Annotated in this window: 13 protein-coding genes; 7 read left to right on the plus strand and 6 right to left on the minus strand. The window is 61.1% G+C overall.

The window, feature by feature from the left end:
* Together PZ897_RS04235 and PZ897_RS04240 are read right to left on the minus strand one after the other, a co-directional pair.
* Complete coding sequence (locus PZ897_RS04235; RefSeq protein ID WP_275750231.1) at window positions 1-1,122, minus strand: ABC transporter permease; 1,122 nt, start codon at window positions 1,120-1,122, stop codon at window positions 1-3.
* Window positions 1,123-1,196: 74 nt separating this feature from the next.
* Complete coding sequence (locus PZ897_RS04240; protein ID WP_275750472.1) at window positions 1,197-2,144, minus strand: sugar ABC transporter substrate-binding protein; 948 nt, start codon at window positions 2,142-2,144, stop codon at window positions 1,197-1,199.
* Window positions 2,145-2,339: 195 nt separating this feature from the next.
* Between PZ897_RS04240 and PZ897_RS04245 the strand changes: the two genes are divergently transcribed.
* Complete coding sequence (locus PZ897_RS04245) at window positions 2,340-3,338, plus strand: LacI family DNA-binding transcriptional regulator (protein WP_275750233.1); 999 nt, start codon at window positions 2,340-2,342, stop codon at window positions 3,336-3,338.
* A 50-nt stretch (window positions 3,339-3,388) separates the two neighbouring features.
* On the opposite strand, the gene PZ897_RS04250 is transcribed toward PZ897_RS04245, so the two are convergent.
* On the minus strand, window positions 3,389-4,144 hold the full coding sequence (locus tag PZ897_RS04250; RefSeq protein ID WP_275750235.1) for a hypothetical protein: 756 nt from the start codon (window positions 4,142-4,144) through the stop codon (window positions 3,389-3,391).
* Between the two features lie 195 nt (window positions 4,145-4,339).
* On the opposite strand from PZ897_RS04250, the gene PZ897_RS04255 reads away from it, so the two are divergent.
* The 3 genes from PZ897_RS04255 (at window position 4,340) to PZ897_RS04265 (ending at window position 6,681) form a co-directional block, all read left to right on the plus strand.
* Window positions 4,340-5,293, plus strand: coding sequence for a cation diffusion facilitator family transporter (locus PZ897_RS04255; RefSeq protein ID WP_275750236.1), 954 nt, complete (start codon window positions 4,340-4,342; stop codon window positions 5,291-5,293).
* A 93-nt stretch (window positions 5,294-5,386) separates the two neighbouring features.
* Window positions 5,387-6,301 carry an MBL fold metallo-hydrolase gene (locus PZ897_RS04260; protein ID WP_275750238.1) on the plus strand — a complete coding sequence of 305 codons (915 nt, stop codon included), beginning with the start codon at window positions 5,387-5,389 and terminating at the stop codon, window positions 6,299-6,301.
* Window positions 6,298-6,681: a rhodanese-like domain-containing protein gene (locus PZ897_RS04265; protein WP_275750240.1), complete on the plus strand. Its 384-nt coding sequence runs from the start codon at window positions 6,298-6,300 to the stop codon at window positions 6,679-6,681. Before PZ897_RS04260 ends, PZ897_RS04265 begins: the two co-directional genes overlap by 4 nt.
* Window positions 6,682-6,782: 101 nt before the next feature.
* Here PZ897_RS04265 and PZ897_RS04270 read toward each other — a convergent pair whose 3' ends face one another.
* Complete coding sequence (locus tag PZ897_RS04270) at window positions 6,783-7,574, minus strand: DUF2182 domain-containing protein (protein WP_275750241.1); 792 nt, start codon at window positions 7,572-7,574, stop codon at window positions 6,783-6,785.
* Entirely contained in the window at window positions 7,574-8,176 is a 603-nt protein-coding gene (locus PZ897_RS04275) for a DUF1326 domain-containing protein (RefSeq protein WP_275750242.1), read from the minus strand. Before PZ897_RS04275 ends, PZ897_RS04270 begins: the two co-directional genes overlap by 1 nt.
* A 125-nt stretch (window positions 8,177-8,301) precedes the next feature.
* Here PZ897_RS04275 and PZ897_RS04280 point away from each other — a divergent pair, with 125 nt between their 5' ends.
* The 3 genes from PZ897_RS04280 to PZ897_RS04290 all read left to right on the plus strand — a co-directional run bounded on the left by PZ897_RS04280 (window position 8,302) and on the right by PZ897_RS04290 (window position 11,870).
* Complete coding sequence (locus tag PZ897_RS04280) at window positions 8,302-9,915, plus strand: winged helix-turn-helix domain-containing protein (protein ID WP_275750243.1); 1,614 nt, start codon at window positions 8,302-8,304, stop codon at window positions 9,913-9,915.
* A 282-nt stretch (window positions 9,916-10,197) separates the two neighbouring features.
* Window positions 10,198-11,124, plus strand: coding sequence for a hypothetical protein (locus PZ897_RS04285; protein WP_275750244.1), 927 nt, complete (start codon window positions 10,198-10,200; stop codon window positions 11,122-11,124).
* 2 nt (window positions 11,125-11,126) lie between these two features.
* A complete protein-coding gene (locus tag PZ897_RS04290) occupies window positions 11,127-11,870 on the plus strand; it encodes a hypothetical protein (RefSeq protein ID WP_275750245.1) in 744 nt (247 codons plus the stop codon).
* A gap of 117 nt (window positions 11,871-11,987) precedes the next feature.
* Here the strand turns inward: PZ897_RS04290 and PZ897_RS04295 are convergent, their stop codons facing one another.
* Window positions 11,988-13,145 (minus strand): Gfo/Idh/MocA family oxidoreductase, encoded by a 1,158-nt coding sequence (locus tag PZ897_RS04295; protein ID WP_275750247.1) that lies wholly within the window; start codon window positions 13,143-13,145, stop codon window positions 11,988-11,990.
* Window positions 13,146-13,313: the final 168 nt, after the last annotated feature.

Here is a 13,313-nt window from a genome sequence, read left to right on the forward strand (position 1 = left end):
TCATCTCTCCCCTGTGATCATGCGGCGGATATAGGTGTTGAGCACCACGGCAAACAGTAAAATGACGCCGAGAAAAACCCGGAACAGCGAACTTTCGACATTGGCGAAGAACAGCCCCTGCTGGACCACGCCGAAGATCAGGGCACCCAGAGCCGCACCGATCACCGAGCCATAGCCGCCGGTCAGCAATGCGCCGCCGATGACCACGGCGATGATCGCCTCGAATTCTTTCAGCAGACCGCGGTCGGCGCCGGCGGAGCCGAATTCCATCACCTGGCAGGTGGCAAACACGCAGGCGCAGAAGGCGGTGAACATGAACATCAGGATCTTGACCCGGTTGACCGGTACGCCGACATAGCGGGCGGCCTGCGCGTCACCGCCGGCGGCAAATATCCAGTTGCCGAATTTGGTGCGGGTCAGGACGAAATGGCCGAACGCGACCAGCGCCAGTGCCCAGACGATCAGCATCGGTATGCCGTCTACCACAGGCTCGCCGGCACGGTTGCCGCGTTCGAACACCGATATGAGGCCCGCATCACCGAGCCAGATGAACAGGCCGGACAGAATCTTGCCGCCGAACAGGGCGGCCAGCCAGTCGCCCTCGGCCGCCTTGTCGATGCCGCCGATGATGGTTTTGCGCTCGATCAGTTGCGGCAGGTAAATGGTGAACCCGCGCAGGATAAACAGGAATGCCAGCGTGACGATAAAGCTCGGCAATCCGGTGCGGACAACAATGAAGCCATTGAGCGCGCCAATCGCGGTGCAGAGCGCGAAGGTGATCAGGATGGCCTGCCAGACCGGCCAGCCCAGGGTGATGGAGAAAATCGCAATCATCATGCCGGCAAAGCCGATCATCGATCCGACCGAGAGATCGAACTCGCCGGCGATCATCAGCAGACAGGCGCCCACGGCGATGATCATGAACTGGGCGGAGACCACCGACCAGTTGAGAATGCCTTGCGAGTTGAACATGCCGCTGTCGCCAGCGAAAATCGCAAACAGCACGAAGACGATGATCGTGCCGCAGATGCCGCCCAGTTCCGGCCGGATCAGGGCCTTGCGCCAGGCTGGCGTTTGTTTGATCCGTTCGTCACTGGCGGGAATTTCAGCCGTATTGGACATCAGACCTCACACAGATTGGCAATTTGAAAAAAAAGGCAGTGACGCCAAACGCCACTGCCAGTTGGGAGGAAAATCTACCGGTATTCGCCGGCGTATTTCTCAACCATCTCAAGTCCATCAGCGGTGACAAAACCGGGGCCGGAGTTGATGTTGTTGCCCGGCAGAACGCCGTAACGATGGTAATTGGTCATCACCACCACCGGCAGATAGGCCTGCAGGAACGGTTGCTGGTCGATGCCCCAGTTGATGGTGCCGGCCTTGATGCCCTCAACGATGTTGGGGCCCAGATCGAAGGTGCCGAAATAGATGTCGCCGGCCATGCCGTTTTCATCGAGAGCCTGCAGCGTCGGGTCGGCGCTGGTCGGTCCGAGCGTCAGCACCGCATCGGTATCCGGGTTGGCGTTGAGATAGGCCATCACCCGGTTCTTGATTTCGGCCGGGTCCTGTCCAGCGTCGATCATCTGGTTGCCCAGATCGATTCCCAGACCATCGGCAAAGCCCTGGCACCGTTCGCTCGAGGCCGGCGAGGAGATGTAGTGGTTGACGCAAAGGAACGAGCTGACGCCATCGCCCTTGGCGCGCAGACCGGCGGCATGACCGGCGTCATATTCAGGCTGGCCGACATACATCAGGGCCCCCAGTTCACGGGCCTGGTCGGGCGTGCCGGAATTCATGATGATGACATCCACGCCGGAATCGACAGCCGCCCTGATCGGACCGGACAGCACATCAAAATCGGCCAGGGTGGTGATGATGCCGTTCGGGCCAGAAGCTGCGGCCTGTTCGATGATGCGGGCCATATCGGCCAGATCGCCGGTGGGCGGATTGCGGTACTCGACTTCGACATTCATCTGCGTGCCGGCGAGCGCAATGCCGTTCTTGACGGTGTTCCACCAGCTGTCGCTGTCTGGCGCATGGCTGACGAGGACGTAACGTTCGCCGTCTGCGGATGCGGTCGTGGCGCCCAGAACAGGCGCTGCGAATACAGCCGCCGCCAGGGCAAGTTTCGTGGTCAATGACATCATGGTCTCCTCCCAAAGTGGTGTTGTCGCAAAGACAGCGGACTTCCTCCGGCCGTGTCTCTCGAATGTTAAGAAACCATGTTTCAAGATATTTTGCAACCGGTTGCAAAACTGAATCCCAAATTCTTGCTTTCAGGCAGATTTCTGGGCACTAATGTGACCGGTCCGAACCGGATCGACTGGAGACGCTGATAGATGCCGCCAACGCTGAAGGATGTTGCCGAAAGGGCAGGGGTATCGCGTGCCGCGGTGTCACGCACGTTCACCGATGGGGCGTCGGTGTCTTTGAAAATGCGCAGGAAGGTGGAGAAGGCGGCCACTGAACTCGGTTACAGCCCCAACGCCTTGGCTTCGAGCCTGACCACCGGGCGCACCAAGCTGATCGGGCTGGTGTCGAACAACTTTCACAATCCGATCTTTCTCGAAGTCTTTGATCTGTTCACCCGTGGCCTGCAGGACCGCGGTCTGCGGCCGCTGCTGGTCAATCTGTCGGATGAAACCGATCCCGCCCATTCGATCCGCATGCTCAGGCAATACTCGGTCGATGGCGTCGTGGTCGCCTCGTCCACCCTGCCGCCGGGCTTTGCCAAGGCCTTCCGCGACGCCGGTGTGCCTGTGGTCAACAGCTTCGGCCGCTACGCCAGCTCGCCGGAAGTCCATGTGGTCGGCATCGACAATGTCGAATGCGGACGCATGGCGGCGCGCGAACTTGTCCGCCGCGGCTATCACAATGTGGCGTTCCTGGGCGGACCGGAAACAGCAACCTCGACGCAGGATCGGCTGCGAGGCTTTCTCGAAGAGACCGGGTTAAGTCCGGATATCTCGGTGCGGTACACTTTCGCGGACGCCTATTCCTTCAATGCCGGGCGCGCCGAGATGCTCCGGCGGCTCGACGACACGCCAGCCGAGGCCTATTTCTGCGGAGATGATGTGCTCTCCATCGGTGCGCTGAGCGCAATCACCGGTTCGGGCCTGAGCGTGCCCGGCGACATCGGCCTGATCGGGCTCAACGATATGGAAATGGCCGGCTGGGAGAACATCAATCTCACCACCATCCGCCAGCCGATCAGCCAGATCATCGATTCCTCGATCGAATTGATAGTCTCGATGCTGGCAAATCCCGACCGCTATCCCGAAGCGCGGCTGTTTCCCTGCCGGGTGATCGAACGCGGGACGCTCAAACCGGTCGTTTGACACAGCGCCCGGCAAGGACCCCGCATTGACCCGGCCAGACCGGCTGAAGATCACACCATCAGCGCCTTGTTCACCAGATCCTGCTTGTTCGGGTATTGCGATGCATCGACGCCGAGGTGTGCGAGGGCGTCCCGGAGTTCGTCTTCGCTCAGCGCCTCGATTGCCTCGGTGGTCATTTTCATGAAATTGATCCGGCGCTTGACTGCCGGGTTGATGGCGCCGAACACGGCTTTGTTTTCAAACCCGAATTCGGCTGCGTATTTGCCCATGAAATGGCTGAGAAACGTGTTCAGGCTGGGTCTGACCCTTGGGTCATCGGTCATGTGGCGTGCAGACGCATCCAGCGTCTTGAGCATGAGTTCGCTCCAGCGCTGAGCCCCCTTGCCGGTCATCAGCTCCATGGCGTTGTGGGTGTGGTGAAAGTGCAGCCTGAAGTCGCCGCCATGATAGGCGGGACCGCCGCCCATGACGTCAATCCACATGGCTGCCTGTGTTGCGACATGATGCTCGAGGGAGCCGACACGGGCGAACACCGACGTGAACCAGTCCTCGTCGGCAAACACCCGCTCATAGAAATTACCGACAATGCTGATGATTCGATCCGGTCCCAGCACCGAATAAAGCTGCCAGAACTGAATAGGCTTGGTTGCGTCATTGGAGGCGACAAGGCTCACGATCTGCTCAATCCGGTGGGCATCGTCGGGAAGCTGCTTCTGCGCGATTGCCTCCAGGATGTAGGCTCGCTGAATGCTTTCGGACATGTATCCGTGTTGCGTCGCATAGGTCGGATAGCTGAACTTGCGCATGCGGTGCGTCCTTTGCCGGGCAGGGTGGCTGTTTTTTTTCGGTGCGGCATATCTAGGCGGTGGGCCCGTGTGTTACAAACCCCACCCGGAAATCCGATGGTCCGTGGTTTGGGCGCCACCAGACAATGCTTGAGCCTGCAGCCGCTTGAAGGGGTTGAAGGCAGCAGGGGCAACCAGGACGCAAGGACAGCACGCATGGCAGGCCATCACCACCATCACCACGTCGATCCGGATGCGGGCGATGCGCGTGTGTTCTGGGCGGTCGTCATCAATCTCGGACTGACGGTTGCCCAGATCATCGGTGGCATTGTGTCGGGCAGTCTGGCGATGATTGCCGACGCGGTTCACAACCTGTCCGATGCGCTGTCGCTGATCATCGCATTCTTTGCCCGCAAGATCGCCCGCCGCCCGGCTGATGCCCAGATGACCTTCGGCTATGGCCGCGCCGAGGTTGTTGCCGCGCTGATCAATTACACCACGCTGATCGTGATCGGGCTCTATCTGATCTATGAAGCGGTGATGCGGTTCATCGAACCGTCGGACGTCGATGGCTGGCTGGTGGTGATCATCGCCGGGGTCGCGCTGCTGGTGGATCTGGTCACTGCGCTGCTGACCTATTCGCTGTCCAGGACTTCCATGAACATCCGTGCCGCGTTCCTGCACAATGTCGCCGATGCGCTGGGGTCGGTGGCGGTGATTGCCGCGGGCACACTGATCATCCTGTTCGACTGGCGCCTCATCGACCCGTTGGTGACGCTGCTGATTGCCGGCTACATCCTGTGGATGGCGTTGACCGAAATCGGCGCGGTGATCCGGCTGCTGATGCTCGGCAGTCCGCCCGGCATCGAGGCGGACGAGGTTCTGTCCGCAATGGCCGCTGTCGATGGCGTTTCGGGCGTGCATCACCTGCACCTGTGGCAGATGCAGGAGCACAAGCCGGCGCTGGACGCCCATCTGGTCATCGACGCCGGCCGCTGGAGCGATGCCGATGCAATCAAACAGTCGGTCAAGGCCAGGCTCAAGGCGGGCTTTGGTGTCGTCCATTCGACACTGGAGACCGAATGCTCCGCCCATGCCTGTGTCGGGGCCGACGCAATCGGAGACGGCGAGGTCGATGATCGGCCTGAGCATCGGCATCACAGACCGTGACCGGGATGGCCGCTGCCTTCGCCGCTCGCCTCACAGTTGGAACTTTTTGCCTGCCCATACATTCAACAACTACTATATCTGAAGGGAGAGTGGATGACATTGCACAAGACGAGCCCATCGCGCGGACCGGGGTCTGCCGATGTGACAGGGTTTTATGACAAGGACACCGGGAGCATCCAGTACCTGGTTTCCGATCCCGATACCGGCAAGGGCGCACTGATAGATCCCGTCCTGGGGTTTGATCCAGCCCATGCCTCGACAGATTCGGAGACAATCGAGCAAATCCTCGATTTCGCCAAGTCGGCAAACATCACCATCGCCTGGATACTCGACACCCATCCCCATGCCGATCATCTGATGGCGTCCTGGTTTCTCAAGCAGCGGCTGGGCGCCCAGAACGGCATCGGCGAGAAAGTGACCGAGATCGCCGAGCTGTGGCGCGAATTCTATCATACTCCCGATGCCTTCAACCTGCAGCGGGATTTCGATCGGCTGTTTGCCGATGGCGACACCTTCAAGATCGGTTCGCTTCCGGTGCGGGTGATGCTGACGCCGGGCCATACGCTGGGGTCGATCAGCTATATCGTCGGCTCCGATGCCGCTTTCGTCCACGATACCTTCATGCAGCCTGATGCGGGGACAGCGCGGGCCGATTTTCCGGGCGGGTCGGCGGGCGAACTGTATGACAGCCTGCAGTCACTGCTGTCGCTTAAGGGCGATACGCGGCTGTTCGTCGGCCATGATTACGGCACCGACGAGCGGGAAGAGCCGGCCTGGGAATCGACCGTCGACGAGCAGCGCCGGACCAACACGCATCTTGCTGGCAATATATCCAGGGATGCCTATATAAAGCTGCGCGACGCGCGCGACCGGACCTTGGCGCTGCCGGATAGGATGCTGCATGTGCTGCAGATGAATCTCAGGGCCGGACGGGCGCCGGAGGCGGAGAGCGACGGCAAGCACTACCTCAAAATCCCCCTCAACCGCTTTGAGAAGGAAACCTCATGAAGACCGAAAAACTGGCCAACGGCACGCTTGAAACCTGGACAGCGCAGGAAGTCGCTGACGCGTTTTCCCGCGACGAGATCGTGCTTATCGACGTGCGGACCCCGCAGGAATACAGTTTCGAACGCATCGAGGGTGCGCTGCTGGCGCCGATGCAGGCGTTTCAGCCGGCCCATATGCCGGGACAAAGCGACAAGCGGATCGTGTTTCATTGCGGCTCGGGGGTCCGGTCGAAGAAAGTGGCCGAGACATACCTTGCCGCCGGCCATGATCGCGTCGCCCATCTGGAAGGCGGCTTTGGCGGCTGGAAGGAAGCCGGGTTCGACTACACCGGCACCGACATGGCGTCCGGCGCGCCCAAGCGGATGAAGAAATCGGGCTGACAGCCTGGATTTGCAAAGCAAAAGGCTCGCGGCCACAGGCATGCGGGCCTTTTCGATGACGACGATTTGCAGGGGAGGTTCCGGCCTGAAGCCCGGATGGCTCACACAGCGATCAACCATGCCCCGGCAGCGATCATTGCAAGGCCGGTGAGCTTGGTCAGGCCTTCGCTGCCCGGAACGGTCTTCTCGATCAGCACATACAGTGCAATGGCGATGATCCACGCCGTGTTCATCACGCCGGCGACAAACAGCACGCCCATCAGTGCCCAGCAACAGCCGATACAGAACAGCCCGTGACGCCAGCCCATGGCGAGCGCGCCGGAATTTCCCTGTCGCCATTCGGTCATCAGAAAGCTCAGCGGTGTGCGGCACAGCTTGAGGCAGGCCTGCTTCAGCGGCGTGAACTGATAGACACCGGCGACGATGAGAATTCCACCGGCCAACGGGCCTGATCCGGCCTTCATCATCATCGGCGACATCAGCGCCAGATGCGTCAATCCGGCCTGAAAGACTGCCGCTGCGACGCTGAAAGCTGCCCAGGCCAGAACATAGCCGCCGGAAAACATCCATATCGGCATCCAGCCGGCACCGCGGCTGCGGTCCAGTGCCTGCATCCGTGCATAGGCCATGATCATCGGCATGGCCGTCGGCAGCATCATCGCCGCCATCATCACCGCCCACATCAGGCACAGCCCCAGCAGCGGCACCGGCATGAACATCTGCCCTGGCATCATCATTGCCGCCATGCCGGGAACCAACGACATGTCGCCGATCATCAGAGCCAGATAGACCCAGCTTGCAAGCGCCAGCGTCACCGGGCCGCCAAGCCCCAGCGCCAGCCGCGCCGGGGAAAGGTTTGCGCCGCCGCGGCCGATGGAAATTCCGCGCGCCATTACTGCTCGCTCTGGTAGGCAAAGGGCGAGAAGACGCCGGTCTTGTCTGTCAGGGTCCAGGCCATGCCGTGGTCGGAGAACTGGTTCCGGCTTGTCCTGGCCACAGTCGCCGCGAAGCCCGGTGCGATGGCCAGCGGATGGCCGGTGATGGTGATCGGGCCGTCGCCCTGACCGGTGATGGCCTCGATCTCGACATCGGCGATAGTTGGGATGGTAAGTCCGTATTTGCCATTGCTGGCTGTAAAGTTGATCGGCACCGACCGGACACCGACGATCTGGCCGATATGGGTGGCAAGCCGCGCCGGGTGGCCGCCGCCCTGGCCGCCGAAGATCTTCATCAGGCTGGCATTCTGCGCCTCGCTGGCCCGCTCGTCGACATAGACGGCAACCGTCCATTGGGTTGTCGCCATGTGGCCGGGCGAATGCACTGCAAGCGCCACGTTGAGGCCCGACAGCGAAACCCCCTCGTCATCGCCGTCCTCGATATGCCAGCCAACCAGCGCGGTGCACTCGCCTTCTGTCGGCGGGCTGAGGAACAGGCAGGGGCAGGCACTCTCGCAATTGCAGCTTTCGAAATAGGTTCCCTTGAGTGACCAGGTCATTGCATTCTCCCTCTGGTTGGACTGTTGGCAGCAATCTAGGGGCAGACTGCCGTCGTTGCTTGACGAGGGGATTGAGATTACAGTGGGTTTTGTGTGGTTTTCTGTCAGGAAAAGATTGATCTTCAATGATTTACCGGTTTGGCGCATTTGCCATCGATCCTGCGATCTATGAGCTCAGCCAACATGGTGCACCGGTGTCCATCGAGCCGCAGGTGTTCAATGTCCTGTGGCATCTGCTGCGCAATCGCGACCGCATCATTTCCCGCGACGAGCTCATCGACGCCGTGTGGGATGGCCGCGCGGTGTCCGACACCACGCTCTCAAGCCGGATCTTTGCCGCCCGCCGCGCCGTCGGCGACACCGGCGAGGCGCAGGAGGTGATCCGCACCATCTCGCGGCGCGGTTTCCGGTTCGTCGCCGAGGTGAGCTGCGAAGCCGCAGAGGCTGCGGCCGAGGCTGCGGGGCCGGGCGAACCACCCGCAACCGCGCCCGATGCCGTCCTGCCGTCTTCGCTTCAACCGGGCGTTGACGTCATGGTGCCGGCCTTGCCCCCGGCCAGCCGTCATATCGCGGTGATGCCGGTGCTGGCGGTGCTGCCGTTCAAGATGGCAAGTGCCGGACTGGACGAGTATTTCTGCGACGGTCTGACCGAAGACATCATTTCCAACCTGACCCATTTCCGCGAACTCAGGGTGATTGCCAGCGGCTCGTCGTTTCACTTCAAGACCCGGGATGTGCCACTGGCAGACATTGCCGCCAGGCTGGGCGCCGATTACATCGTCGATGGCAGTGTCCGGCGCGAGGGCAACCGGCTCAGGGTTGCGGTGCAGCTCAGCGAAGCCGCTACCGGGGTGTCGCTGTGGGCTGACCGGTACGACCGGCCGATGGGGGATATCTTTGCCGTCCAGGATGCGGTGACACAGATGATCGCCGCGTCACTCGGGGTCAAGATGCAGGACACGGCGCTGACACGGGCGTTGCGCAAGAGCCCGGCCGAACTCGACGCCTATGACTGTCTGCTGCATGCGCGACGCTACACCGCAACGCTCAATGAGGAGATGCATGCCGAGGCGCGGGATCTGTTGGAAAAGGCCATCGGGCTCGATCCGACCTATGCCGAAGCGCACGCGCTGCTGGCCAATGTCTATCTCGCCGAGCACCGGTTTGACGCCAATCCACGGCCCGATCCGATCGGACGGGCGCTTGAGATGGCGCTCAAGGCGGTCCAACTCGATCCGCAAAGCGCCTATGCCCATTGCTGGCTGGCGATCGTGCATTACTTTCGCAAGGATATCGGCAAGTTCGAGGCCGAGGCCGCCCGGGCGCTGGATCTCAACCCCACCGACCCGGAAATCCTGGCCGAGGTCGGTCATTACCTCTCGTTCATGGGCGCGTTCGAGCGCGGCATCGAGCTCTCGCGCCGGGCGCAGGAGCTCAATCCGCTGCATCCGGGCTGGTATCATTTCAGCTATGCCCGGCTGCATTACCGTGAGCGCTGCTATGAAGAAACCCTGGTCGATGTGCAACGCATCTCCATGCCGGATTTCTTCTGGACGCATCTCATGAAGGCCGCAGCCTTGGGCCAGCTTGGCCGCAAGGAGGCGGCGGACTCGCTGGCGATGATGAGCAGGATCAAACCCGGCGTTACTCCGGCTGCGGCCATGACCAAATGGAACGTGACGGACGAGGACCACGCCCACCTGATCGAAGGCCTGCGCAAGGCCGGGTATGAGGGGTGAGGGGGCGGCAAGGTGGTCCCGGACGGGTGAGCGCCCCGTGACGCCAATCGCGTTGCGCGGCCGCCGGCGCTGAAATGACATGGCTATGCCGATAATCCTGCTTTGACGTTCCAGGCTAAATAGGGCCGGAAACATCGTAACGTTGAAATAACGCGTACTCTCTGTTATTGTAATACCTCTGCAAAAATAGATCAGGATTGCGTCATGTTGCGCTTTTCTTTTATTTACATTGTATTGCTTTCGCCCGCACTGGCTGAAGTGTGTGACCGTACGGCTTATCCATTGAACAAATTCGAGGCGGGAGATCCGGTACAGGAAGCCCGTATCGACTTTACATACGAATCCGGCGTTGCCATTCATGCTGACGGTGCGCACGAAACTGTCTACTGCATACGAAACGATGGATCGATCCCGGTTTGGGTGAAGTGGCATGGTCCCAAGCCGGGTCTGTTGCTCGAGAGTCTTGTCCCGGGCGGCGGAAGACGGGCGAAAAGGCACAACAAGCGCTACGAGACCACACAGCCCGATGATCGGATGATCGAGTATGGGCTGTCGAGACGTTACGGAAAGCAAACAACAGGCAAAACCTTGACATTTGAAGCTCTGCTGGATGCTCCGAAACCCACCTTGGTCCAGGCTACTCCGCTTGATCTGGTTGGCGTGTCAATGGCGGAAGCGCTGGCCGACGCCGATACCCTGGACCGCTACCTCGAGAGCTATCGCAGTTCGCCGCAAGGCGGCAACGAGCTGGCAATCTGGTCCTATGCCAGCAACTGGATTCCGGCCGATGGCGGAGTGCTGGCGCAGCTGGCAGCGGGCGAAGAGATCGAAGACTATGATGGCTCTTACGTTCCGGTATCCTATGGTCTTCGATCGACCATCGATATCGACAAGAGAGTGGCAACCTCATCGGTGCAGTTCTGGTTTGGCCATTTCAATGTAAACGATGAGGCGTTTGCCCTCGCTGTGGGCAGCGAAATTCGCGGCCGGCTCTCCCTCGTGACAACCGCCGGACCGTTTCCGGGGTTGGCAGATTTTAAAGGCGAGTCCACCTATGGTCTGGCTGAGGCCGAGGCGTTTCTGGGTCGCGACGTTGGCAATGCTGACGTCGGCGGCAGCAACACCGTTCAATTGGTGCCGTGGACCATTGGACTGGCCTTTGACGGTGTGCCCCTGTCGGCCTTGCAGGCAGAATTGTTTGAGAACTGATCATGCGGATCGTCTTTGACCGCGGCTGCCTTCGCCTGCAGGTCGATCCGGGAGACGGGCTGCACTCGGAAGCGCTTGACACCTGGCGAGAGGCTAGCGATCTCAGCAGGACCTGCCTGGACGTCCTGCCGGCCAATCAGGCTGACGATTGCTGCAGGCAATTGGCGGAAACGGCAACGCACGCGTTGAGCGCCGGCCGCGACGATGCGGTGATTGCCAGTTTCCGGAAAGTGGAGACTGGCTTGCGCGCTGCGGACGAGGCGATACGCAGTGCTATCATAAACGACATTGTGGCCATCTTTTTGATCTGTTTCGGTTCCGGATTTACCGCGGGTATCCTGTGGATCTGGATGGAGCCGTACAGACTGTGGAATTTTCTGCCAAACGAACTAACCAATGCTGTCAACTACATCTTGCTGTTCATCGGCTGGACAGGCTTTACCCTGATCGGCTTCAGCATCGGCTGGTACTTCTTGAAGACGGGCATGATCCGAGTGCTGGACCGGGAGGCGGCCGTGAAACAGGCGATTTCGCTGCGGCAGCGCATGGCGCATGTCGGTTATAACGCTTCCTTGTGCCTGGTTGTGGTGATTGTCATGTTCTTCTTTGGCGGCTTCGAAAATGTCGATGAAGCGCTGTCGCGGCAACTGACCTCGGCGCCCTCGGCTGTTCTGTTGGGATTGGTGATCGGCGTGGCGGAGCCAGCGGTCTTTGAGCGGATACGCGGTTTCCTCAAGCTCTCCTGACCCGGTTCGAATGCCCGGCCTGCCGTTGCGGCGCAGCATGGGCAACTGCGGCGATCCTGTGTTTTCCCTCCGCAGTCGACCCGATTGCAGCCAAGCCTGTCTGGCGCACGCCACGCCCTACCTGAACATCGGCGGGCGCGCGTCCACCCATGCGCCGTCGGCCTTGCCCGATTGGGCCACGGCGAACACGGCTGCCATCGAGCGCAGGCCGTCCTCGGCGCGGGGATAGAGGTTGGCGGCGGGGTCCATCGGACTGCCTTGTTTCTCAGCGCGGATGGCCTCGGCCAGATCCTGGTAGAGATTGGCGAACGCCAGCGGCATGCCTTCGGCGTGACCGATGGTGACGCGGGAGGTGCGGTCAGCTTCCGGCGAGAGGTTTGCCTCGCCGCGCTCGATGGTCTGCAGCCGTTCGCCCAGCGGCATCCAGGAGAGCTGGTTGGGCTGTTCCTGGGCCCATCTGAGTCCGCCTTTCTCGCCAAACACCTGCAAGGTCAGCCCGTGCTGGCGGCCGATGGCGATCGACGAGGTCCAGAGCCGCCCCACCGTGCCGCCATCCATGCGGAAATTGACCATGGCGTCGTCTTCGAGCTCGCGGCTGGCGATACACGACACCGTGTCGGCGGAGAGCCGGGTCACCTCCTGGCCGGTGACGAAGCTCGCCATGTGCAGCGCGTGAATGCCGCAATCGGCAAATTGCGCTGAAACCCCGGCCTGGGCCGGGTCATAGCGCCAGCGCACCCGCGGATTGTCGGCATCGGCGGCGTCTGCATGGTGGCCATGGGCGAATTCGGCCTTGACCAGCCGGATCTTGCCCAGATCGCCGCGCGCCACCATCGCCTTCATGTGGCGCACCAGCGAATAGCCGGAATAGCCGTAATTGACCGCACAGATCTTTCCGGTCGCCCGGGCGGTGCGGACAATGTCCTCGCCCTGTTCGACGGTCATCGTCATCGGCTTTTCACACAGCACGTGAAAACCTGCCTCGAGATAGGCTTTGGTGATCTCGTAATGGGTGGCGTTCGGGGTCGCCACGGTAACCAGATCGACGCGGTCGGGGCGGTTTTTCTCGCCATCCAGCATCTTGCGCCAGTCGCCATAGGCGCGGTCAGGGGCGAGCCCCAGCCGCTGGCCATACTCGCGGCCCGCATCGGGCCGGTGGTCGAGCGCGCCGGCTGAAAATTCGAACGCGCCGTCAAGTCCGGCGCCAAGCCGGTGGGCCGGTCCGATCTGGCTGCCTTCCCCGCCGCCGATCATGCCCCATGTGAGCTTTGTCATGCTGAAATGCCTCCAAATCGATGTGAAACAGCGTCGTGCCGAAAATTCCAGTTCCGGATTTCAGTGTCCGTCATACCGGACCTGATCCGGTATCCAGTGACCCGGCGTCTGCCGGGTCAAGAGACTCTTTCAACCCAGGGACCTGGGCTGGCTGGATGCCGGATCAAG

The sequence above is a fragment of the Hoeflea sp. YIM 152468 genome (genome assembly GCF_029210485.1).
In the GTDB taxonomy this organism is placed as follows: domain Bacteria; phylum Pseudomonadota; class Alphaproteobacteria; order Rhizobiales; family Rhizobiaceae; genus Hoeflea.